Origin of the sequence: Rasiella rasia, from assembly GCF_011044175.1 — a bacterium.
Lineage (GTDB): Bacteria > Bacteroidota > Bacteroidia > Flavobacteriales > Flavobacteriaceae > Marinirhabdus > Marinirhabdus rasia.
The window spans coordinates 3,016,578-3,040,093 of sequence record NZ_CP049057.1 but is presented as its reverse complement, the minus strand read 5'-3'; the positions used below and the strand labels follow the sequence as shown (position 1 = coordinate 3,040,093).

22 protein-coding genes and 1 tRNA gene are annotated in these 23,516 nt (G+C 36.9%); 5 read left to right on the top strand and 18 right to left on the bottom strand.

Annotation, left to right across the window (positions count from 1 at the left end; genetic code table 11):
- Positions 1-101 precede the first annotated feature (101 nt).
- The 9 genes from G5B37_RS13480 to G5B37_RS13440 form a co-directional block, all read right to left on the bottom strand.
- Positions 102-923, bottom strand: coding sequence for a hypothetical protein (locus G5B37_RS13480; protein WP_164680548.1), 822 nt, complete (start codon positions 921-923; stop codon positions 102-104).
- Between the two features lie 600 nt (positions 924-1,523).
- Complete coding sequence (locus G5B37_RS13475) at positions 1,524-1,973, bottom strand: hypothetical protein (protein WP_164680547.1); 450 nt, start codon at positions 1,971-1,973, stop codon at positions 1,524-1,526.
- A gap of 7 nt (positions 1,974-1,980) precedes the next feature.
- Positions 1,981-3,474: a carboxypeptidase regulatory-like domain-containing protein gene (locus G5B37_RS13470; protein WP_164680546.1), complete on the bottom strand. Its 1,494-nt coding sequence runs from the start codon at positions 3,472-3,474 to the stop codon at positions 1,981-1,983.
- Between the two features lie 7 nt (positions 3,475-3,481).
- Positions 3,482-4,894, bottom strand: a complete 1,413-nt coding sequence (locus G5B37_RS13465; protein WP_164680545.1) for a CsgG/HfaB family protein — start codon at positions 4,892-4,894, stop codon at positions 3,482-3,484.
- Between the two features lie 5 nt (positions 4,895-4,899).
- Complete coding sequence (locus G5B37_RS13460; RefSeq protein ID WP_164680544.1) at positions 4,900-5,268, bottom strand: curli assembly protein CsgF; 369 nt, start codon at positions 5,266-5,268, stop codon at positions 4,900-4,902.
- Positions 5,269-5,341: 73 nt separating this feature from the next.
- Complete coding sequence (locus G5B37_RS13455; protein WP_164680543.1) at positions 5,342-5,788, bottom strand: hypothetical protein; 447 nt, start codon at positions 5,786-5,788, stop codon at positions 5,342-5,344.
- 103 nt (positions 5,789-5,891) lie between these two features.
- Positions 5,892-6,710, bottom strand: coding sequence for a hypothetical protein (locus tag G5B37_RS13450; RefSeq protein WP_164680542.1), 819 nt, complete (start codon positions 6,708-6,710; stop codon positions 5,892-5,894).
- 311 nt (positions 6,711-7,021) lie between these two features.
- Complete coding sequence (locus tag G5B37_RS13445; RefSeq protein ID WP_164680541.1) at positions 7,022-9,208, bottom strand: glutamine synthetase III family protein; 2,187 nt, start codon at positions 9,206-9,208, stop codon at positions 7,022-7,024.
- Positions 9,209-9,424: 216 nt separating this feature from the next.
- The gene (locus G5B37_RS13440) at positions 9,425-10,381 is read right to left on the bottom strand and encodes a calcium/sodium antiporter (RefSeq protein WP_164680540.1); all 957 of its coding nucleotides are present in this window, start codon (positions 10,379-10,381) and stop codon (positions 9,425-9,427) included.
- A gap of 181 nt (positions 10,382-10,562) precedes the next feature.
- On the opposite strand from G5B37_RS13440, the gene G5B37_RS13435 reads away from it, so the two are divergent.
- From G5B37_RS13435 to G5B37_RS15220, 3 genes are all read left to right on the top strand, one after another.
- Entirely contained in the window at positions 10,563-10,919 is a 357-nt protein-coding gene (locus G5B37_RS13435; protein WP_164680539.1) for a BlaI/MecI/CopY family transcriptional regulator, read from the top strand.
- 1 nt (position 10,920) lies between these two features.
- Positions 10,921-13,374: a M56 family metallopeptidase gene (locus tag G5B37_RS13430; protein ID WP_164680538.1), complete on the top strand. Its 2,454-nt coding sequence runs from the start codon at positions 10,921-10,923 to the stop codon at positions 13,372-13,374.
- Between the two features lie 64 nt (positions 13,375-13,438).
- Complete coding sequence (locus tag G5B37_RS15220) at positions 13,439-13,591, top strand: SsrA-binding protein (RefSeq protein WP_263649802.1); 153 nt, start codon at positions 13,439-13,441, stop codon at positions 13,589-13,591.
- Here G5B37_RS15220 and G5B37_RS13425 read toward each other — a convergent pair.
- Positions 13,588-14,100, bottom strand: a complete 513-nt coding sequence (locus G5B37_RS13425; RefSeq protein ID WP_164680953.1) for an adenine phosphoribosyltransferase — start codon at positions 14,098-14,100, stop codon at positions 13,588-13,590. The genes G5B37_RS15220 and G5B37_RS13425 overlap by 4 nt on opposite strands.
- Positions 14,101-14,192: 92 nt before the next feature.
- On the opposite strand from G5B37_RS13425, the gene G5B37_RS13420 reads away from it, so the two are divergent.
- Together G5B37_RS13420 and G5B37_RS13415 are read left to right on the top strand one after the other, a co-directional pair.
- A tRNA-Arg gene (locus tag G5B37_RS13420) sits at positions 14,193-14,266 on the top strand.
- Positions 14,267-14,551: 285 nt separating this feature from the next.
- The gene (locus G5B37_RS13415) at positions 14,552-15,016 is read left to right on the top strand and encodes a hypothetical protein (RefSeq protein WP_164680537.1); all 465 of its coding nucleotides are present in this window, start codon (positions 14,552-14,554) and stop codon (positions 15,014-15,016) included.
- Positions 15,017-15,091: 75 nt separating this feature from the next.
- Here G5B37_RS13415 and G5B37_RS13410 read toward each other — a convergent pair whose 3' ends face one another.
- The 8 genes from G5B37_RS13410 to G5B37_RS13375 all read right to left on the bottom strand — a co-directional run bounded on the left by G5B37_RS13410 (position 15,092) and on the right by G5B37_RS13375 (position 23,508).
- Positions 15,092-15,673: a hypothetical protein gene (locus G5B37_RS13410; protein ID WP_164680536.1), complete on the bottom strand. Its 582-nt coding sequence runs from the start codon at positions 15,671-15,673 to the stop codon at positions 15,092-15,094.
- Positions 15,674-15,792: 119 nt separating this feature from the next.
- A complete protein-coding gene (locus tag G5B37_RS13405; RefSeq protein ID WP_164680535.1) occupies positions 15,793-17,718 on the bottom strand; it encodes a tetratricopeptide repeat-containing sensor histidine kinase in 1,926 nt (641 codons plus the stop codon).
- A 97-nt stretch (positions 17,719-17,815) separates the two neighbouring features.
- The gene (locus tag G5B37_RS13400) at positions 17,816-18,091 is read right to left on the bottom strand and encodes an ATP-dependent Clp protease adaptor ClpS (protein ID WP_164680534.1); all 276 of its coding nucleotides are present in this window, start codon (positions 18,089-18,091) and stop codon (positions 17,816-17,818) included.
- A gap of 5 nt (positions 18,092-18,096) precedes the next feature.
- Positions 18,097-18,933, bottom strand: a complete 837-nt coding sequence (gene prmA, locus G5B37_RS13395; protein ID WP_164680533.1) for a 50S ribosomal protein L11 methyltransferase — start codon at positions 18,931-18,933, stop codon at positions 18,097-18,099.
- A 22-nt stretch (positions 18,934-18,955) separates the two neighbouring features.
- Positions 18,956-19,708: a triose-phosphate isomerase gene (gene tpiA / locus G5B37_RS13390; RefSeq protein ID WP_164680532.1), complete on the bottom strand. Its 753-nt coding sequence runs from the start codon at positions 19,706-19,708 to the stop codon at positions 18,956-18,958.
- A gap of 46 nt (positions 19,709-19,754) precedes the next feature.
- Positions 19,755-20,828, bottom strand: a complete 1,074-nt coding sequence (locus G5B37_RS13385) for an ABC transporter permease (RefSeq protein ID WP_164680531.1) — start codon at positions 20,826-20,828, stop codon at positions 19,755-19,757.
- The gene (locus tag G5B37_RS13380) at positions 20,828-22,537 is read right to left on the bottom strand and encodes a BT_3928 family protein (RefSeq protein ID WP_164680530.1); all 1,710 of its coding nucleotides are present in this window, start codon (positions 22,535-22,537) and stop codon (positions 20,828-20,830) included. Before G5B37_RS13380 ends, G5B37_RS13385 begins: the two co-directional genes overlap by 1 nt.
- 404 nt (positions 22,538-22,941) lie before the next feature.
- The gene (locus G5B37_RS13375) at positions 22,942-23,508 is read right to left on the bottom strand and encodes a DUF1599 domain-containing protein (RefSeq protein WP_164680529.1); all 567 of its coding nucleotides are present in this window, start codon (positions 23,506-23,508) and stop codon (positions 22,942-22,944) included.
- Positions 23,509-23,516 lie beyond the last annotated feature (8 nt).

Genomic DNA, 23,516 nt, shown 5'->3' with positions numbered 1-23,516 from the left:
AAAACTATTAGTATTAGGTAAAGGTAGCGCATAAGAAAGAACTTTCCTACACACTACCTTTATGGTTAGTACGAAACTTGTTAAATTAACAAGTGTTATTACTATAGATTGTGCTGTACTACTACAGAACCGTTTCCAGCTCCTAACTGCACTACACTACTGTTGTGACCAAGACCATGTTGGTGTACATAGCTACCGTTGTTAAGTCCAACTTGAAGAACTAACGAAGTGTTGTTTCTTCCAAACTGCTCAGTCCAAGCACCGTTTCCAGCACCAGCTTGCAATGTTAATGAACCGTTACCACGACCGATTTGTAAAGTTCTAGCATAGTTGTTTAACCCTAACTGACCTACAATAGAACCGTTGTTACGTCCTCTTTGATCAACATCAGCTGTGTTACGAATACCTAATTGACCTACAAGAGAACCGTTGTTACGTCCTCTTTGATCAACGTCAGAATCGTTACCACGACCAATTTGAACTACTAAAGATCCGTTGTTGCGACCTCTTTGGTCTACATCAGATTCGTTATTACGTCCAATTTGAGCTACAATAGAACCGTTGTTTCTACCTCTTTGATCTACGTCAGAATCGTTACCACGACCAAGTTGTCCAACATAAGAAAAGTTACGTCTTCCTCTTTGATCTACTTCAGAAGTATTACGTCTTCCAACTTGTCTAACAGTAGACTCGTTTCTTCTTCCTCTTTGGTCTACATCAGATTCGTTTCTGATACCAATTTGATCTACTTCAGAATCGTTTCTTACTCCTAATTGGAATACATCAGATTCGTTTAATAATCCAGTCTGATCTACGTCAGACATGTTACCGATGCCTACTTGTAATACATCACTGTCGTTAAATTGTCCGAATACTACGCTTCCGAACATTAGCGCTACTCCACAAAAAATTGCTTTTTTCATAATTTTTAAAATTGAAATGATTAATATATTGGTTTAATTAATACATGATCATAGCTTAGTTCGCTAAAAAAATAGCTACACAAGCAAATATTGATTTTACTCAATATTGTATTCAGGGATGAATTAGTGAAAAAAGTGGGTTTGTTTTGGGTATGTAATTTTGATTGCTGTAGAGGAATATGCATCTCAATTACTTATCCAAATATCCGAAATAATGGAGACATTTCCATGGGGGGTAAACACCCCTTTTTTAAAAACAGTACAAATACGTAAGAAACAGACTACGAGTACTTAAGGGCATTTCGATGTATGAAATAAAAGGCTCGACAAACAACTTAAATTTCAATAAATAGCTCAAATGTTAAATTTATGTTAACAAAATTAACAAATCGATGAAGTGAGGATATCATCGATGAACAAAATTACTAGCTATAATTAGCACGTGTTTTCCAAAATTAAATACTAAAATTTAGCACCTATTTTGTCCTAAAACGCACATTACACACTCAAAAACAATTAAACTTCACCAAAATTAGCTGTTATGTTTTCTATAACTATACCTCGTCGTATTACTTCATCTATGCTCTCATATATAGTATCTCATGCTTTTTCATTAGTCTTCCTGAGTATTACCTTATCACTATCTAAATTCTCTTCCCTATGAAACACTATTTGGTCCTTACCCAGTAAAACGTCTTCTGCGTTGTAAATTAGTAGGAGCACAATAAGTCTATCGTTACTTGTTACATTTATAGTGGTAGTTGCTAATTGCTTTTGTTCGCTTGGCGGAAGTACAAAACGACCTTTTTGAGTATTTCGAGATTTATTCATACTATTTTTAGCTCCCTTTATAACAAAAAGCTCGTATCGCAAACTATGATTAAGCGGTGTTTTGTTCAATGCACTGGCCTTTATAATTTTTCTTCCACTTTCCGTCGCAATTAAAATTTTAGCCTCAACTTCAGTATTATAAATCTGTGCAATGCAATGTGCGCTTAGCGTAAATACCAAAAGAAACAATATCTGTTTATATGTATTCCAATTTCTCATCGTTAAATTATTCCCAATCGGGCATAAATGCATTGTTGTATAATAGTTCTCGGGTTTCAGGTTCCTCTATTTCTAAACGGTAGACACTTTTTTGTGAAATACCATCATTGCTAGTATTGGTAAATATTACAAATGCCTCATTGGGAGCAAAAATAGGCTCCAAGTCGTTGGTACCACCGGGCTTTTCTCCAGAGACATCAGTAAGTGTTGCCGTATCAAGATCATAAACAAAAAGTCTAGAGTCTAGTCTTCTGTAGGTTGCATCTTCAAATCCAGACACATCATAAGCATAAATTACTTTGGTGTTGGTTACAGATAGTGTGAGTCCGCCAGCACCACCGGCAACACCACTTAGTATGGTATCGAGGAGATTTCCGTTGAAATCTATAGTAAAGATGGAAACATTATAACCATTTACATCGTTGGTTTTAAGAGCGATAATATTATCATTCTCGCTTACATCTACTTCGGAAATAAGCGAACCATCGGTAGTTTGATACATTAATTGAAGTCCTTGTCCGTTAGAATTGATTCTATATAGTTTATCGAATTGCGGATAGTATATTTTATCACTATTTGCTGGCCACGAAAAGTTTATTTCATTCAAGTTAAACCCTGTAGGTTTCACCGCAGAGGTTACTCTAGTCTTATCTGTTCCATCACGATTCATGGTGTAAATATCAACTTCGGCTCCATCTGACTGTAGATAGGCTATCTTATTGGCTGCCACATTTCGTCTGGGTCTGTAGCTATTCTTTTCTTGCGAAGTAAGTTGAAATTCTTCTCCACTTTCATCTGCAGAATAAATTACATTGTTACCATCAATTGTTCTAACAAACAAAAATCTATTGTCAACGGGGGCAGAAATCACAGAGAACGTCCCTACTGGACTTAATACGGGCTCATTAATATTATCTGTAGCAGAAACCTGCCAAAAGTATTGTGCGCCTAAAATAAGTGGCGAATAGGTAAATGTGGTATCGGTAATTTCTTCAAAAAGCTGAACCTCTGTATTTTGATCATTTCTTAACTCGAGCGTGTATTCAATTGGGTCTTCTTCTGGATCTGTAGTAGTCCATTGAAATACCGCTTCAATACTTTGCAATTCTTCATTTTCTGCAGGAGCCAACAATTCTGGCGTTGCAGGAGGTCTGTTATTTGCGGTAGACACTTCCATTTCAAAAACTACATTTACTGGAGCGTTTGCCACAACTACGGTTGGTTCAAAATCGGTTATATAATCTTCCACACGCGCTTCTACGGCATATTCGCCCGTAGGCACATTTTCAATAAGGAATTTTCCGAGGCTATCGCTAAACACTGTACTACTAATTGGTTGCGTAGAAATTCTAGTATTGGGAATGGGCAAATTGGTGCCGGAAGCTACCACGGTACCAGTTATGCTCCCTGTGTCATCCTCTCCCACCCGATCTTCATTACAGGCTATAAACCCTACGAATACGAGTAGGCTGGCGAATATATATAAAGGTCTTGCTTTCATCTTCTTACTATTTACGTTTATGTTTTAGTTTGGTTTTATTAGATCCGAAATGATAATTGATCCCAATTCCTATATTGTAGTAAAAGTCGTTTCTTCGACCACCAATAAAATTATCTAGCTTATCTGAGAAAACGCTATTCCAGTCTGCCTGTGCAACTAAGGAGACTCTATCGCTAAAGGCATATTCTAACCCTGCTCCTAGCTGCAATTTGAAAAAAGCATCCCAACGCGACAGGTTTTCTTCTTCAGTATCGTCTGCAAAGAGCACCAATCCTGGACCACCGTAAATAAAAGGAGCTAGTTTATCATGTGGTAAGATGTTGTATTCAACTTGTGCACTTTCGCTTAACCACCATTTTATATTATCTGAGGTTGCGTTTAGTTTGAATATCTGTGCTTGTAAGCCTATACTTATCTCTGGAAGTATTCTGTATTTGTATCCTAAGCTACCCATAAAATCAATTACACCCGTTGTGTAATCTCCATCTATAAATGCAACTCCCATACCTCCGCTTGCGGTATGACGATAATCATGATCGTGATAGGCTCGTTCGTATAGACCTGTTGCGTTCTCTACCTCCTGTTCTAAATTGTAGGCTGCTATAAGTTCTTGATCTGTTTCTGGACCGGATTTTGTAGCCCATAGTTTATCTTTTAAGCCTTCTAAAATCAGTATTTCTACTGCTTTCTCAATGGCTTCTTGCACGGCTAATTGCGCAGGTTCGTTTTTAGTAAAACCTGTTTCAACCTCTAACAAACGTTGAAAATTCACATATTTAAAAAGCCCGACATCTACCCCTTGCGAGAGAATAGTTTTTGAAACATTTACAGTTTTAAGGACCTCACCCGTTGAGGTTGAAATAGCGCGAAGATATACCGTAATTCTATCTTGTCTGTATTGTGAAGAAGTTCCAGCACCAAAGTACCTCGCACCTACCCCTCCTGTTAAGATGTTAGAATCGTAAGAAATAACACCACCTTCTAATAAGATTCCTGCAAAAAGTAACGGACTAATTCGTTTAGGCGGCTCATTTTGTGTGGTTCTATACTCATCTCTTGTGGTGCGAATAATATTCCGTTCATTGAGTAAGTTGCCTAGATTTTCTCGCTCTATCGGTCTAAACCACTGGCTATCTTCTAATGCTTTAATAAGTATTGTAGTGGCTCCTTGCGTGACAGCCGTACTAAAAGTGCTACCATTTTCAACATTCTTATATTGCCCAGTCTGATCTTTAAAATTGTAAACCCCCACAACAATTGGGTCTGCTGGCAATGGAAATGTCTCTAGAGTTCTTGTTACTTGCGTTTTTTCTGAAATACGAGCATCTTGAGGTGTTGTAGGCTGATTAAAATATGCGCCGCAACTTGTTAAAAGCAAAGTTAGTAGTAGTATGGCAAGTTTGTTTAAAGAATGTCTCATGGCACCTATTCGTTAGGAATAATAATCTGTGACTGTTCTCCTGTGACCACGTTTAGAATATTAATTACCAACCCTTCATTAGATTCGTAAACTTCATATTCTAGATCGCCTTCTCTGGTGGTTCCTACTTCTGGTGTTTCATTGTTAAAAGGCTGTAAGAGCTGATTCTGTAGAAGTGAGTCGAAATCGCCCAAGGCATCAAGGCTGCTAAAATCATCATTAAACTGATTTTGTGCATTGGCAGAATTAAGTAGCCACGTGTAATTAAACGGATCTCCGCCAAAGGCTGGGTTTTTTGGCGTATACACCAATTGTTGCCCACAACAGTACGAGGTTGTAGCGGCAAACAATAAAAAGAAGAAGAAATGTTTCATGAGTTTGGGTTTGTTATGTTTGTCTAAGCAAATGTTGGGGTTAATTTTTAAGCTGTATTTTTTGTTGGCGCTACTATCGACGCCTTTTTATATTTCTAACGACAACAGTTTGATTTTTTCCGCGCATGCGTATTGTCATATTTTCTGACATACTATTACCACCAAGCATTAATAAATTTTGATTGTAGCCACGCTGCATTACCACGGTTTTCATTGTTTCTCGAGGGTTTGGGGCTACGTTAAACACCTTGTTATCTACACCTTTTTGAAGTACGAGGCCTTTAATTTTTTTTGCTTTCATATGAAAGTTTACTTCATTGCCAGCTCCCAATTGAACTAGTGCAATCTGCCCTTGTTGTGAGGAAATTTCAGCAACACTAGTATTTGCAACTCCTATCTGCTGTATTAATACCGAAGTGTTTTTAGCAAGATCTACATTTGACGGTTGACCAAATAAAGTATCAGAATAGCTAAAAAACGCAATAAAAATGAGTGCCGGTAGCAAGTATTGAATTCTCATGATTTCTATTTTTAGGTAAAGCACAGGAGCACTTGTATGGAGCGCCCCTGTACATTACTTGGCTAACAAATAAATTGTGGAGATAATTTATAGGTGAAAGCTCTTAGTTGCTTTGTGTAACAGAAGACATGTTTCCGATACCTAATTGGTTTACCACACTATTGTGACCTAAGCCTGTTTGAAGCACATCACTTGTATTAAATGCTCCAATCTGGTTTACCAAAGAAGTGTTGAAAAACCCTAACTGAATTACATCAGAGTCGTTTGCCAATCCTAATTGAAATACATCAGATTCGTTACCAATACCCAACTGTGCTACCGTAGAAGTATTTAAAATACCAATCTGGTCTACATCAGAGTCGTTACCTAATCCGAACTGAAATACAGTTGAACCGTTACCGGCTCCAAACTGATCTACGTCTGAGTTATTAAAGGCTCCAATCTGATCTACATCTGAAGCGTTTGCTAATCCAATTTGCGTAACACTAGACGTATTTGCCAATCCAAGTTGATCTACGTCTGACGTGTTCAAAATTCCGAATTGTCCTACGTCTGATGTGTTGGCAACACCCAATTGTGTAACTGTAGATCCGTTAAGTATTCCTATTTGGTCTACTTCAGAATCGTTTAACAACCCTATTTGAATTACGTCACTGCTATTTGCAATTCCTAATTGGTCTACTCGCGATGAGTTTGCAATTCCTAGTTGTCCTACTGTAGAGGTGTTAAAAGCACCTACTTGGTCTACGTCAGAGATGTTAAAAGCTCCTAATTGAACCACATCAGAGTCGTTTAACAATCCTGTTTGGTCTACATCTGAATCGTTTAACAATCCAATTTGTAAAACATCACTGTCGTTAAATTGTGCGAACATTGCTGTTCCGATCATGAGCGCAATTGCGCTTAAAAATAAATTTTTCATAATTTGAAAGTTTAAATAATTATACATTGATTAAAATTGATTACTTGTTCTTTGAAACGTGCTTGCAAGGCTGAGGGTGTCTGTAGAACTATGGAGCAAATATCGAACAAGCGGTAAGAGAAAAGTACAGGTAACCACCCCTTTTCCAACTGACAATCAACCCATTATACACAAGTGGTTTACCTAAACTCTAGCGGCAAGAGCCTATAAAATCTTAGGATGACAAAAATTGAGGAGTTATTTTCTGAAAAGTAAAAGACAAAAAAAAATGCTCCAATATTGGAGCATTTTTTCTTTTTATGGGGAACCATCTATCTGGTAAATAGTAATTCGCGGTATTTGGTTAATGGCCAAATCTCATCATCTACCAAAAGTTCTAACTTATCGCAATGGTATCTAATCTCTTCAAAGTAAGGCTTTACTTTATCACAATATGCAAAGGCACGTTTTTCTGCATCGTCAATCTTGTTAGCCTTTTTGCGTTCGTTAATCATATCGGTTATTCCTTTATTGATTTTTGCGATATGACCACTAATAGCCTCAATCAATTCCATTTGCTCACCAGCATGGGTTTTAAAGCTCTTTCCGTAGATATCCTTAATACCTTGCACATTCTCAATAAGTATGTTTTGGTACTTAATAGCCGTTGGAATAACATGGTTACGAGCAATATCTCCTAACACACGACCTTCAATCTGAATACGCATTGCATATTCTTCTACTTCAATTTCATGGCGGGCTTCAATTTCTACCTTACTCATAATTCCAAGACCTTCATAAAGTGCTATAGTGCTTTTAGAAACCTCCGCTTTTAAAGCTTCTGGTGTTGTCTTGTTATTACTTAATTTTCGCTTTTTAGCTTCTTTCTCCCACGCTTCTCCATAACCATCGCCTTCAAAACGAATTCTTTTAGAGTCTTTAATATACCCTTTCAGCACATTAAAAATAGCGTCGTCCTTCTTCATCTTCTTGTCTTTGATGAGCGCATCTACTTCTACCTTAAAGTCTTTTAATTGCTTTGCTACAATAGTATTTAAAACAGTCATAGGCTTCGCACAATTGGCAGTAGACCCGACAGCACGAAACTCAAACTTGTTACCTGTAAAAGCAAATGGAGATGTACGGTTACGGTCTGTGTTGTCTAGTAAAATTTCAGGAATTTTACCTACCACATTAAGCTTTAAGTCTGTTTTATCTTCTGGAGATAATTTTCCTTGTTTTAATTTTTCTAATGCATCTAATACAGCAGTTAATTGCGACCCAATAAATACTGAAATAATAGCTGGAGGGGCTTCGTTAGCTCCTAGTCTGTGATCGTTACTAGCACTCGCTATCGCAGCACGTAATAATTCTTCATAATCGTTTACCGCCTTAATAGTGTTTATAAAGAAGGTTAAAAACTGAAGATTCTTCATTGGTGTACTTCCGGGGCCTAGTAAGTTTACACCTGTATTTGTTGCTAGCGACCAGTTGTTATGCTTTCCACTACCATTAATACCTGCAAAGGGTTTTTCATGAAACAGCACTTTAAAGTTATGACGGTCTGCCACTTTGGTCATCACGTCCATTAATAACGAATTATGATCTACAGCTAGATTTGTTTCTTCAAAAATAGGCGCTAACTCAAATTGGTTTGGGGCTACTTCATTGTGACGTGTTTTAACAGGTATCCCTAAATACATACATTCTGTTTCTAAGTCGCGCATATAATCTAAAACACGTCTTGGAATTGATCCAAAATAATGGTCGTCTAGTTGCTGTCCCTTTGCAGAGGCATGACCTAGTAAAGTACGACCCGCCAAATTAATATCTGGACGAGATTTTGCTAATGCCTTATCGATTAAGAAATATTCCTGCTCCCATCCCAGTGTTGGATTTACTTTAGTTACACTTTTATCAAAATATTTTGCAACTGCGGTAGCTGCCTGATCTACAGATTGTAGTGCACGCAATAGCGGTGTCTTGTTATCTAATGCTTCTCCTGTGTATGATACAAATACTGTAGGTATACAAAGTGTGGTACCGTAAATAAATGCTGGAGACGTAGGGTCCCAAGCAGTATATCCGCGAGCCTCAAAGGTATTTCGTATTCCTCCATTTGGGAAACTTGATGCATCTGGTTCTTGCTGTACTAATTGACCGCCCCCAAATTTCTCGATTGAATTACCATCACCTGTTGTTTCAAAAAAGGCATCGTGCTTTTCTGCTGTGGTACCTGTAAGTGGTTGAAACCAGTGTGTGTAATGTGTTGCACCTTTACTTATTGCCCATTCTTTCATTCCTGTTGAAATGTGATCGGCAACGCCTCTGTCAATTTTTGAACCATTAATAACAGCGTCTTGTACGCTTTTAAATGAATCTTTTGTTAGATATTGACGCATAGCAGCATCATTAAATACATTTTGACCAAAAATAGAAGAACGACGCTCTGGTTCCTGTACATCAATTACTGGACGGTTAAACGTTTCTTTAATGGCATGAAATCTTAAGGTGGACATACTCTTGTGCTTTTTAAGTGATTTGATTTAAATATTCGCCAAAAGTATAACTTTAAACAATATACCCCCTATTTTTTTATGTTAAGTTATTAATAAACTATGTTTTTTATCAACACACCCCCTATTTTTTACTTAAATTATAAAAAATAATTAGTTTATACCTAACGACGGGCCGAGATAGATGATTTAAAAAAACCAATGTTTGGTATAAGTTGGCTAGTTCCCGATAAAAGCCATGCTAATAAAAGCACAATACGCAACCACAAGGAGAAGGCCTTTAAAGCGTCCTATTTCAAATCTTTTAGGCAGAAACGCCAACGGAATAAGAATAGCAGAAAACCCAAGCATCCACCAAATATCGTTTGTTAATACCTCACTGCTTTTTACTGCAATTGGTTGAATAATTGCAGTAATTCCCAAAACAGAAGCGATATTGAAGATGTTAGATCCTATTAAATTACCTAGAGATAGTGCTTTTTCTTTCTTTAGAGCCGCGATTACCGAAGCAGCAAGCTCAGGAACACTAGTTCCAACAGCAATCATGGTTACTGCAATTACACGTTCGCTTATACCCATAACCGTTGCTAAATCTACAGCACCTTTCACAAGCAACTCACTACCACCCCATAACGCTACACCGCCAATAAGCAACCATACAACAATCTTAAAATTACTGGATTTAGAAAGCCCATCGTCTACGCCATCGTCAACCGGATGAGTTTTTACTTTGTTTCTTGCTCGGTTAATCAATAAAAACAAATAAACTCCCAACAAGGCAACAAGTCCGATACCTTCTACAAGTGAAATTTCATTGCCGCTTTTCAGTATAAAATAAAGAACAACAGACAACAACATCATCACAGGCCAATTAAACTTATAAAAGTCTTTATCTATCGCCAATGGAGCAATTACTGCTGTGACACCAAGTACAAGTCCGATATTTGCGATATTAGAACCAATTACATTTCCTAAAGATATATCGCTATACCCATCTAACGCTGCCTGAATACTTACTAAAAGCTCTGGTGCAGAGGTTGCAAAAGACACAACCGTTAAACCAATAACCATTTTGGACAAGTTTAACTTAAACGACAAACCAACAGCAGCGCGTACTAAAAACTCACCCCCTACTACTAAGAGGATTAACCCTAAAATGATAAAAAGAATACTCATACCTATATATAATAGTCGCGAAGATACTCAATTGATTGTCGATTTCAGAATGTAGTTTTTGGATTTATTGAATGGAAAAAGCAATAATCAACTAAATTTTCAGTTATATAACTACTAAAATAGTTGTATAACTATAAAACTAGTTATATATTTGTTGTCTACAATTAAAACATTAGAATTTTTGGAACAGTTAACAAACAAAGAAGAAGAAATAATGCAAGCTTTATGGAAGCTAGAAAAAGCATTTGTAAAGGAGATTCTTGCCATCTTACCAGATGGGAATCATTACAACACCGTTTCTACTATTGTTAGGAATTTGGAAGAAAAAGGGTTTGTCTCTTATAAAGCCTTCGGAAAAACACACCAATACTTTCCGGTTGTAAGTAAATCTGCTTACACAGAAAAATTTATGAATCTTGCTTCTAAACGTTATTTTGACAATAGCTACAAAAGCATGGTTTCTTTTTTCGCCAAGGAAGAAAAAATTAGCGCTCAAGAGCTTCGTGAAATTTTAAGTATCATCGAAAAAAAGAACTAGTATGGAGTTTCTAATATACATCTTAAAGTCTGCTGGTATACTCACTCTATTTTACCTAATTTATTTGTTTGTACTTAGAAAAGATACATTTTTTACGGCTAATCGCACCTATTTACTTACCGGTATTATAGCTTCAATTCTGTTTCCATTTATCACTTTTACAACGGTAACCTTTGTGGACGCACCAACACCGAGTAATACCGCCGACGCCATAACCGAATTTACATCAGCTCCTACTACTGACATAGTAGCTACAGCAACCACCGTACCCATGTGGCAGATACTGTTGTGGGTGTATTTGGCAGGAGTAGCGCTAATGTTTATACATTTTCTAATTCAACTTACTTCACTCTTGCGATTGCTACTAAAAAACCCATCGTATAAGATAAACAGATTTCGGTTTGTTGAAATTCAAGATACCCTAGCGCCATTCTCATTTTTTAGTTATATCGTTTTTAATCCAACAACACACGACGCACAAGAACTAGAAATGATTTTAAAGCACGAGAAGGTACACGCTTCTCAGTGGCATAGTATCGATTTACTATTGGCCAACTTAGTACGTGCCTTTCAGTGGGCGAATCCAATTTCTTGGTTTTACAAAACGAGTCTTGAAGCCAATTTAGAATTTTTAGCAGACAACGAAACGGCTCGATACGTGCCGTCTAAAACCGCGTATCAATTAGCGTTATTAAAGGCCTCATCAGCCTTGCCAGTTCCAGCGCTTACTAATAATTTTTATCATTCATCAACCCGCCTGAATGTTTTTGGACGACCAATAAGTCTTGGTTTTCAGAATGGACAGGTCAAAAAACGAATCATTATGTTAAACAAAAGAAGTTCAAACAAGTACAACCAGTTTAAATTAATGTTAGTGCTACCGGCACTAGCGCTCTTTTTATGGAGTTTTAACACTGTAGAAGTAGTAAAGTACAATGAAGTAAACACCAACGCATCTGAAGTAGCAAACCCTACTATTTCACCAAACAAAATGACCCTTCAATTTTCTGCGGAAACTACCGACTTTCAACTAGATGCCATTGAAAACTACTTTGGCACCCATCACCCAGAAAGTTTAGTTAAAATAGACAACAGAAAACGTAACGCCGAAGGATTGCTCACCAACTTTAGCTTTACTACAAAATTTAAAGGCAATGATCATTTTTATACTCGTTTCGATAGAGGGGCTAAAGTGCCAATTCAAACAATCTACCAACTAGCGGTTAGTGACAAGGGCGAATTACTTGTAACCGAAACAGGTAAGGAAACTGTTCAAATAAAGATTACCAAAGACAATCTAGTAATAGCCAACAATAAGGTACTGGCTCCAACTAGTGATTTAAGACAAGGGAAAATGTCATCAGGTGACACTTCTAAAAAGATACAATTGGGTAAAAATCCGCTGTATATCATCAATGGAAAAAAGTATCTTAAAAATGAGTTGCCAGTAGACAAAACCATTCAACTAGATGGAACTATAGAGATGTTTAACCCAGAAGACGGTGCTAAGAAATATGGCAAACAAGGAGAAGACGGTGTCTTAGTCTTTAATGGAGTCTCTACTTTTGTTAAAGTACCAACACCTACCACTAACGTTACCACACCCCTTCAAACATCAGAAAACAAAATAAACCAGGCGTCTATTGATAGCGAGAAAATTTCCGAAGTAAAACGCCTACAAACAGATGCTGTAAAGGAGGTTCGTATTAAAATCACGAAAAATACAACCAAAGAAAAGCTAGACGCTATTAAAGAAGAACTAAAACGAGATCATAACATTATATTTAACTATAAAAATGTGAATTTCAATGCAAAAAATGAAATCACATCAATATCGGTTTCTTACAAAGGCAATGGTATGAGCGGTAGTTACAGTGTGAACGACGATGATGGCGACGCTATAGACGATTTTTATTTCTATATGGATACCGAGGAAGGCACTTCTGGATTTGGATCTGAAAAAATAAAAGAACGAATGAAGGTTCGAGAAAAGATGCTTTCTAAACGCGAAAAAATGCGCGAAACTAGCATTGATAAAAGAAGAGAAACCATGTCACGTCGCAGAAGTGAAATGGCCGAAATACGTGAAGAGATTCGTGAGGAGCAAGAAGATGTGCGCGAAGAAGTAGCAAAATTGCGTGAAAATAGTAGAAAGTTAATGAATGAAGAGCGAAAAATTGCTCGTGGCTATGCTCAGATTGCAAGAAACAAATCGGCTGGAAGGGGCGCAAGAGCTACTATTTATAAAAACACGACAGACGCAGAATTAGCTACTATAAAAAAAGAGATGGAAGCCAAAGGAGTTACTTTTAATTACAGCAGAGTAAAACGTAATGCGAATGGTGAAATTACGCGAATAAAAATTCAGAGCGATAATGGCATGGGTAGTAAGCAAACGATTAGCACCAGCACAGATGATGATGAACCTATAGAAATGATAGTTATTGAACAGTAAACAAAAACGCCATAAACATCTGGAATAGTCTTACTATATTGTAAGACTATTCTTTTTTAATAAAATGAAAAAAAAGCTTTTTAAAATACTTGCAAAGGCAAACAAAGTATTGTTACCTAGTTTTACGAAGCGTAAGTTGGATTTAGCAAAGGCATCAAAGTTTCAGTTAGCAATTTTTGCATACAAACTATGGGTAACAAAAAACGCTCTGGATTAATAAGTAAGTAGCGATCTTACTTCGTAGTACTTCAATTTTTCAGTTCCTTTTAAAAAGGAGAGTTCTATTAAGAAGTTACATTGTACTACCTTCCCTCCTAGTTGTTCTACCAATCTACATGCGGCTTGGGCCGTTCCTCCAGTAGCCAGCACATCGTCATGTAATAAAACTAGATCTCCTTTTTGAATAGCATCTTCATGAATTTCTAAGGTATCCATTCCATATTCTAATGTATAAGGTTGTTTTAGCGTATCGAAAGGTAATTTCCCAGGCTTGCGTATAGGCACGAATCCAGCATTCAACTTTTCTGCCAACAAGCTTGCAAAGAAAAAACCTCTAGCTTCAATAGCCACCACCTTATCTATTGGCTGCATTTCTGTAAGGTTTAGCAATTCTTGCGCACAAATTCTCATTGCTTCTGGATTTGCTAATAGTGGTGTTATATCTTTGAAATCAACCCCTTGCTTAGGAAAATCTTTAATATCTCGAATGTATTGTTCAATATTCAACATCTTTTTATGGAAGTACTTTGTCTATAAAGGTAAAAAGAAATATATTTGCACCCGCAAACAAAGGAAAATTCTTTTGTAAGTACATTTTCGGCCTCGTGGCGCAACTGAATAGCGCACTTGATTACGGCTCAAGAGGTTACAGGTTTGAATCCTGTCGAGGTCACGACACTCAATAAACCACGTTCTTTTTAAGAATGTGGTTTTGTGTTTTATAGAGACAATGAGCCCGCTCAACCTTCGAAATGAAATGCAAAACCCATGTTGCTTTTTTCAACGCGTTCTTTAAATGATTTTTGAGCACATCTCACTATTTATTTGTCCGAAATTTCTTTCGTATTAAATTGTTAAAATTATTTTAACTTGCTATCTAATAGCGATCTATGACCGAGGTGCTATGAAACACTCCCCGCTAATCATTCATTTAAATTTTCAACTTAAACTAACCAAAATGAAACAATGTAAACACCTATTTGCATTTATCTGTATTTGTGCAATAGCAATCTGTAGCAGTTCCTGCAAGTCGTCAGACACTAAAGACAAAGAAATTGTAGACAATTCTGTAACCATTAGACTTAGAAGCTTAACAGATATAAAACTTCAAAACCCCACGGCAGTTGTCACCCTTTATGGTTATGACGAAGCTATGGCAGACACTAAAGCCAGTGTCGTTGCCCGAAAAACAGTTTCGCTTACTGCAGTTCCGCTTGACGTGGTTATGGCTATTCCGAAAAAACCAGAATCTATGATAAACCCGAAGCCTTTGAAAGCTTCTTATTATCTTGCTTTTTATTGTGATGCTAACAAGAATAATATTGAAGACGAGGGAGACCTAATATTAGATAGTTCGAAAGGTTTAAACACAGTAATTCTAGATTCAAAAGATACGCAAGTGTACTTTTTAAAATCGATGTAAAACATACATTTTCTAAAACCAGACTATTTTAAACAAGTCCGAGCAGACAGCTTAGGGCTTGTTTAGCTTTGTGCACTACTCGCATACATCTTGTTTTAGCTTAACTTCGTCCAAATCCTTCCAAACGGTGTGTTCAAAGTCCTTTATTGACATTCTACACACTAAAATAGTTTTGCCTGTGGTTTCACAAAATAGTTGTTGCGCCAAAATGTTTTTGGTAATCATTTTACCCGTGTGAAAACCGTCAAAAAACTTCATTTTTCCTTTAAATTCTGTTGTGTTTCCTTTTTCATTTTCTTTAATCAAAACAACAACAGGCTCTGGAAACGATTGTGCCCAATGGTTGGGTTTCATAAGACCGTCGAAATAATATTCTAGGTTTGCTGCTATTTCAACCGCGGTGAGCGCTCGATCAGTCTGTACATTCCATGCTAAAACATACGACCAAAATTGGTCACTTTCAGGATGTTTCCAGCCCGGTGAGAATCGCAACTCTTCAAATCCTTTATATTTTACTTTTGGCGCCCAGGCTACCGGAAACTTAATAATTTCTTTACCCCAGGTAGTATCAGCTTTTAGAATAGAAAGCGTTTCAGTCTTCTGACCAAAAACAGAGGTGGTTATACTCAACAAAACAATGATTAGGATATATTTCATAGCATGTAAACTTTCCTACGAATGTAAGACCGCTACACCGAATACGGATAATAAAGGAGTCAAAAAAGTGTCAAAAAAATGTAAAAAGTCAGTTCGACAAGATGTAGTTGGCTATTAGGTTATGACAGAGGTGGTAATTTCAAACTAACTTCGGTCCCTTTATTAGTACTTGTAATTTCTAAGTCAGCATCTAATACTTGTGCTCTAGATTTCATATTCGTCAACCCATTACTATTATTAAATACTTCTGAGGGGTTGTAGCCAATTCCGTTATCAATAATCTTCACAACAGGTTGCTTATCAGCGACAATGGCAACTTCAATCTTACTGGCTTGTGCATGTTTTACTGCATTATTAATGGCCTCTTGTATAATTCTAAAAATGTTCATGGTTTGCGCAGGATCTAGCAAAACAGTATCGGCACCTGTTTTTGTAACGACAACATCAATTCCTGTTGTATTTGCTACTTTATGGGTAAGATATCTTACGCGTTCTACTAAATCGTCCCAAGAAATAGAACTTCTATTCATAACCCAAATAGTATCGCGCAAGTCTCTTATTGCTTCTTGACTAAAGTCTGAAAGTTTCTCTAATTTTTCTTGAGTTACTTCGGTTGTAGTCAACGTAATACCATGACCTATATTCTGCGCTGCACTTGCAAGATAGGTAAGTTGAGAACCAATATTATCGTGTAATTCTTTCGAAATACGAAGACGCTGTTCTTCTAATTTATTTGTAGTCTCCAGCACGTGTAAAGCTTCTTTAAGAGCTTGTTCTTGCTCTTGATGCTTAATTTTTAGTCGTTGTTGACGATAAATTAAAAACCCAATCAGCGCAAGCAAAACCACACCACAGCCCAACAGAATGATAAGTAAGTTTTGAAAGTCTAGCTTTGCCTTTTGCAGCTCGACCATCTGTTCTTTTTCCTTGGTTCGAAATTCGGTTTCCTTTTCCTGTATAATCTCAATATTCTTTACATCATACATACTGTCTAGAGCCTTTTCATATCTCAGAAAATAAGGATCTGCTTCCATAGGCTTACCACGCAGCATGAGGTTGGTACTTTTAAAGAAAAGATATTCTCTGTTTCTAATGTCAGGCATATTATTCGCTTCAATAATACTGTCTGCAATTGCGATATACTTAACTGCCTTTTCTGCTTGTGATGACATGTTATACCCCCAGATAACACCACTAAGTGCTTCAATTACTTTAAAATCCTCAAGGTTTGCATCAACGCTCATCTCATAGGCTTTTATATACGCAGGAATTCCCTCATCAAAATTTCGTTGTCTAGAAAGCACAGAAGCAATGCAAGTCTGGTTTCCAGCTGCTCCATACGCATCTCCCACCCTGTTTGCCTCTTCAACACCCGCTATAAATATTTGTAAGGCTTTGTCGTACTCCAAAAGTTCCATATGGCAGATACCCAAATTCCAATGAGCTCTAGCCTTTACTTTTGAATCATACTTTTGCTGAAACTCTAACGAATTTTCTATGTACGGAATGGCTTGTTTATAGCGTTTCATATTGAGTAAAGACATCCCTATATTGTTGTTTGCCAATGCAACACTCTTTGGATCATCTTCTAATCGCTTTGCTGTTTCTAAGTATTCTAAGAATTGTACAGAGCCATTTGCATAATCAGATTTCATGCAATAGGCACTTCCTGCTATATTATACAATTTAGCCTTTAGCGCTATCAACCCCTCTTTTTCAAAAAGAGAATGCAAAGAATCAACCTTACCAATTACTTTATCATAGTGCCCAGTATCATATAAATTCTGACAGTACGCGAAAGCCAATTCTAATTCGGTTTTTTTATCTGATATTTTTCGAGAGAAATCAATCCCTTCATGAAGATACTTTTGGAAAGCCAATGAATCTTCTGTTACATTCTGAAGAATTGATTTATAAGCAGATGCCTTAGCACTAGTATCGTTAGAAGTTAAAAGCACCTGCTTAAGGCTATCTATATTTTGTTCTTGTGCATAAAATGGCACACACGCAAGTAAGATAACTATAAGAAGTAGCTGCTTTTGCATAAAATAAAATTTTGTCTAAGGTAAAAAAATCTTTGAGAGTATGAGCCGCCACCAAAAATGTTTAATGCAGCTCTAAAAATCCTTCCTTGTTTTAGACCTAGACGATTTCCGCAGAAAGACCTGCATCTAGCAACATACTGCAGCGGGGTTTTAATTCTGAAAGCGAGCCTGTTTTTACTGTACACTTACCTTTGTAATGCACAATAATAGAACATTGCTCTGCCTGTTCTGGTGTATGCTCACAGGCATACATGAGTGTATCTATAACATGATCGAAGGTATTTACATCGTCATTGTAAAGTACAATTTCGTTTTGTTTGTTGACCTTTTCGGCTAACAGAAGATCTTCAAGTTGTTTTTCTTGGGTGCTCATGCTCACTAATTTACAAATTTTGCCGCAATCCAGTTATTTTTCTCCCTATTTTCAACGAATGTTAAGCCCAGATTATTGCAAGATTCGGTAATAATTGGCAAGTCATCTTTATAAAAACCACTTAAAAATAATACACCCCCATCTTGCAACACAGACACGTAGGCTGCCATATCTTCCAAGAGTATATTTCGATTAATATTTGCGATAATGATATCGTATTTTTCATGCTTCGGAATGACCTCCGCTCCTCCTAGTAATACGCTTATATGTTCCTGACCATTACGGGCCACATTTTCAATACTATTTTCTACGCACCACGAATCGATATCTATCGCGTCTATTGGTTTGGCACCTCTCATAGCAGCCAGAATAGCCAATACAGCAGTGCCGCAACCCATATCTAGCACTTTCTTCCCTTCACAAGGAGTTTCTAGTAGCTGTTGAAGCATCATAAATGTAGTTTCATGATGACCCGTTCCGAAGCTCATCTTTGGTTCAATTACAATTTCATATTGTACATGAAACGGGGTATGAAACGGGGCTCTCACTGCACAGGTATTACTAACCTCTATGGGATTAAAGTTCTTTTCCCACTCTGCATTCCAATTTACTTGTTCGATCTCTTTTTGCTGAAATGTAATAGCAAACTCAGACGATTTCAAAATTTGAACTCCGTCTAAAATCGTTTTATTCCAATCTCCTTTTTGAATGTAAGCCTGTACCCCGCATTCATTTTCTACAAAACTTTCGAACCCCGCGTAACCAAGTTCGGCGATTAATATTTCTGTACCAGGCTGTAACGGACTTACATTAAAACTGTATTCAATATAGCTATTCGACATAAATTAGTTGTACTGTTATTGTTTAGGAGAACGCATTCACAATAGCCATGAAATCTGATGCTTTTAAAGAGGCCCCTCCAATTAAGCCACCGTCTACATCTTCTTTTCCAAAAATTTCAGCAGCATTGGTTGGTTTTACACTACCCCCATATAATATAGACAGATTTTGTCCAACTGCTTTTGAGTATTGCTCTGTTATCGTCTCACGTATAACAGCATGCATTTCTTGAGCTTGCTGCGGACTAGCAGTTTCACCTGTTCCAATTGCCCAAACTGGCTCATAGGCTACAACAATTTGTTTCCAGCTCTTCTCAGCAATATGAAACAAACCTCTTTCCAACTGTGCTTTAATTACTTCAAAATGATCACCATGATTTCTATCTGCAAGCTCTTCACCAACGCAAAAAATCACCTTCATATCATTCTCTAATGCTGTGTTTACTTTCTCGGCTAACTGCGCATCACTCTCTTGAAAATAAGCACGTCGCTCACTATGGCCAATAATAACTGTATTCACACCCACGCTCTGAAGCATACTAGCAGAAACCTCTCCTGTAAAAGCCCCATTTTTAGACTGATGCATATTCTGAGCAATAACCTCAACTGGGTGCTCTCGTAAGGTTTCGAAAGCTGGGTATAGATTTGTAAAAGATGGAGCCACCATGACAATAACTTCTTCTGGAAAAACTTGTTGTTTCAAATCTTTTAAAAGGTCTTGTGTAGCAGATAAATCATTATTCATCTTCCAGTTTCCAGCTACTATTTTCTGTCTCATAAATGTATATTTTGTATTCGTATGTCTAAGTTAAAAATAATGACGGCTATGTTCTCACTTTAGGATCTAACCAACCGTAAATTATATCTACAAAGATATTGATTACAATAAACAAAGAGGCAATAACCAGAACCGCACCCATAATAATTGGTAAATCTAATGTGTTAAGCGCATCTACAATTTCTTTTCCAAGACCGTTCCAGCCAAAGATGTATTCTACAAAAACGGCTCCTGCCAGCATAGAAGCAAACCATCCAGAAATAGCAGTAACTACAGGATTTAAAGAATTTTTTAATGCATGTCGTTTAATTATTTTCCAAAACGAAAGTCCTTTTGCCTTGGCGGTGCGAATATAGTCTTGGCTCAACACTTCCAACAACGAGTTACGCATAAGTTGAGTCACTACTGCCAAAGGTCTAATTCCTAGTACAACAGCAGGTAGTATGATGTTTTTCCATTGAATATACGTACCATTTCCGAAATCATCTACTTCGTACAGACTCCCGGTCATATTTAAGTTTGTGTATTCATGAAGTACATATCCAAACAACCAAGCAAAAATAATCGCACTAAAAAAAGAAGGAACACTCATCCCAAACGTACTGACTAACTGAATAAGCTTATCGACCCAGCCATCTTTAAAAAGTACCGATAAAATTCCTAAAAAAATACCTAGAAACATTGCAATTACAATAGCAGAAATGGCAAGAACAAAGGTATTGGGCAGTGTTTCTTTAATGACTGCGCTCACCTCTTTACCGTTTTTCTGAAAAGACGCTCTTAAATATGGCCACTTTATTACAACATCTATTGCTCCAATTGTAAATAAATGGGCGGCACTATACTTTCCGTTAGACCGAAAAGTATAATCTTCGGCATTGGTGCTATGAAACGAAAGAGGAGCTAAATCGTTTATATAATATAAGTATTGCTTAGATATTGGCTTATCGAAGCCATACTTCTTTTTTACGTTTGCCAGTTGTTCTGCATTTTCATTTTGCCCGAGCATCATACGAGCTGGGTCTCCTGGTAAAATGGCAAATAAAATAAAGATAACGGTAACAACCCCAAAAAGCGTCAATAACGCATATCCTATTTTTTGAAGTACATACTTTGCCACTATTCTTGATTTACATCTTCTAAGGTGCGTATTTCATATACGAAATCTTCTCCAAATAAATCTTTGGCATACATTTCTACAGTTTGAGTAAATCCAGCTTTTTCACGTCGTTCGTTTACAGTTTCTGGATTTTCAATAGGCCAAATATAAGAACCGCCATCATCTGTTCTGCCTTGTGTACCATACACCTGCATTTTTCCTTGATTCATTAAATATCTGTCTTCCATCATGGCTACTAATCTAAAGGGTAGCTCTCCAGCTTCACCCGCTTTTTTAATCATTGGAAGGTATTCTGAAATTCTATCTGGGTTGTGTTGTAATACATACCAAGCCGCCGTATTTGTTGGTTCACCAACCAACGATTTTCCAGGGTATCCTTTTTCATTAAAAATCCTATCAACAAAAACCATATTGGCACTATCTACAACTTCCTGCATTTCCCAGAGATTTCCATTGTACTCTGCTTCTGAAAGTCCCATTTCTTCACCTAGCGCCTTTCTCGCTTCTCGTGTATCTGCCTGCATTAATTTTCGATACCGCTGATCTAGAATTGCAATACTATCTAATCGCTGCTTTAATCCAACATCTAACGTAGGTGCTGCCTTTTCCTGCTGTTCTAGTTTTAACTCTAGCGCATCGTTCCAATGAAGTTTTTGCGTGATAGTTCCTTTTTGTAACTCTAAGACCCCTGGATTACTACGTACAATAGTTTTTAGCGTTGTTTCATCACAGAAATAAAATTTGAAATTCAGATTATAATCCTCAGCAAGTTGTGTGGTTTTTTCTTGACTAGATGCAGAAAGACCTATTACTTGATATCCTAATTTCAATGCTTTATCTGTGATAGTACGCATATTTGCAAAGCCATCAAATTCGGTGTTTTGTAGATTATAGGCAATTACAACGATTAAGTTTTCTGCTTCTAAAAAATGTGAAGTGTAGTCTTCATCTTCTCTTTCTATGCTGAAATCGTGCACAGGTGGTTCATACCCCTTCTGAATCTCTGTAGTTTCAACTTCAATAAACTCACCTTCCTGATCTGGATAATCGCCGTTGGTGGTTACTATTTTTTCTGCGCCGTTAACATTGAACTTCCAGTTGTACTCAAAGATTGGTTTCGGGGCGCCTTCAGGCACTTCCATTCCTTCTTGAATATTAGCACCTATTTTATACGCTCTAAAATCTATCCACGGCAGGTGTTGTAGGACATAATATGCAAACGCCATACTGGCTATAAAACACACAAAAACAATGATGGTTCTTCCAAACTTTGAAAAGAAGGGTTGTATATGACGTTTTCCGAAGAAGAGTATAAGAATCATTATACTTAACACCACATCTTTCCAAAACGACTCCCAAGGAGTTAATTTTAAGGCATCTCCGAAGCAACCACAGTCTGTAACTTTATTGAAATACGCAGAGTAAAACGTTAAAAAAGTAAAGAACAGAATCATAAGTAGCAGGCTCCAAAGCGTAAACTTTTTAGCATATCCTACTATGAGCATAATACCTAATAGCACTTCAAAAATGACCACAAAAATTGCAATGGCTAAGGCAAAAGGCACTAAAAACTCTAAATTAAGTACATCTGGAGCGAAGTAATCTTTCAATTTAAACGAAAATCCTACGGGGTCGTTTAACTTAATAAAGCCGCTAATAATGAAAAAGATTCCAACAAATATTCTAAGAAAGCCTACAATGTATTTCATAATGTATAAATAAGCACCAAAATTAAAAATCCAAATTCCAAAAAAGGGATTTATTCGAATTTTATAAAGATGGCAGATAAATTTTCTTTAGTTATTCAGACTCACTTATAAGTTCATTAATTTGATCTTGTCTGAGTATTACTTTTAAAGCCTAAGCCAATATCGCGATTCTTTTACTTCTTTCCTCGTTATTTTTTATCTAAACCAACAGTCTTTTGCCTCAAGTTTTTTTTATTGGCTTCAATCTAATTTACCCTTATCGAGCCTGACAACTTTATTAGCTGTTTTCCATCTTCAGTGTTAAAAATAAAAGAATTTAAGTCGTTTACGACCCATCTACAATCTTTAGCAAATTGAAACGTGCGATTTTCAAAATCATTTATTTGAGACATTGATTTTAGAATTTATGATTTTGAAATTTTGGCACTTGCACTATTTTGTGCGATCAAAATAAGGGCGAACACCGCATAATTAATCATGTCCTGGTAATTTGCATCTATACCTTCGCTAACTAACGTTTGTCCTTGGTTATCTTCTATTTGTTTTACTCGAAGTAGTTTCTGAAGTATTAGATCTGTTAGACTACTCACGCGCATATCACGCCAAGCTTCGCCATAATCGTGGTTTTTATCTAACATCAATTGTTTAGTAACCGCCACTTGTTCGTCATAACATTGGGTAGCTTCTTCTAGTGAAAGATCAGGTTGTTCTACAACGCCCTTTTCAATTTGTACCAGCGCCATAATACTATAATTTATAATACCAATAAATTCGCTTTCTTGACCCTCCTCTACTTTCTGTTCTACGTTCTGTTGGAGCCCACGAATGCGCTGCGCTTTTATAAAAATCTGATCGGTAAGCGATGGCAACCTTAAAATACGCCACGCACTACCATAATCTTTCATCTTGTTTATGAACAAGGTGCGACAGGTTTCTATCACCTCATTATATTGTTCTGAAGTATCTACCATATGGTTCG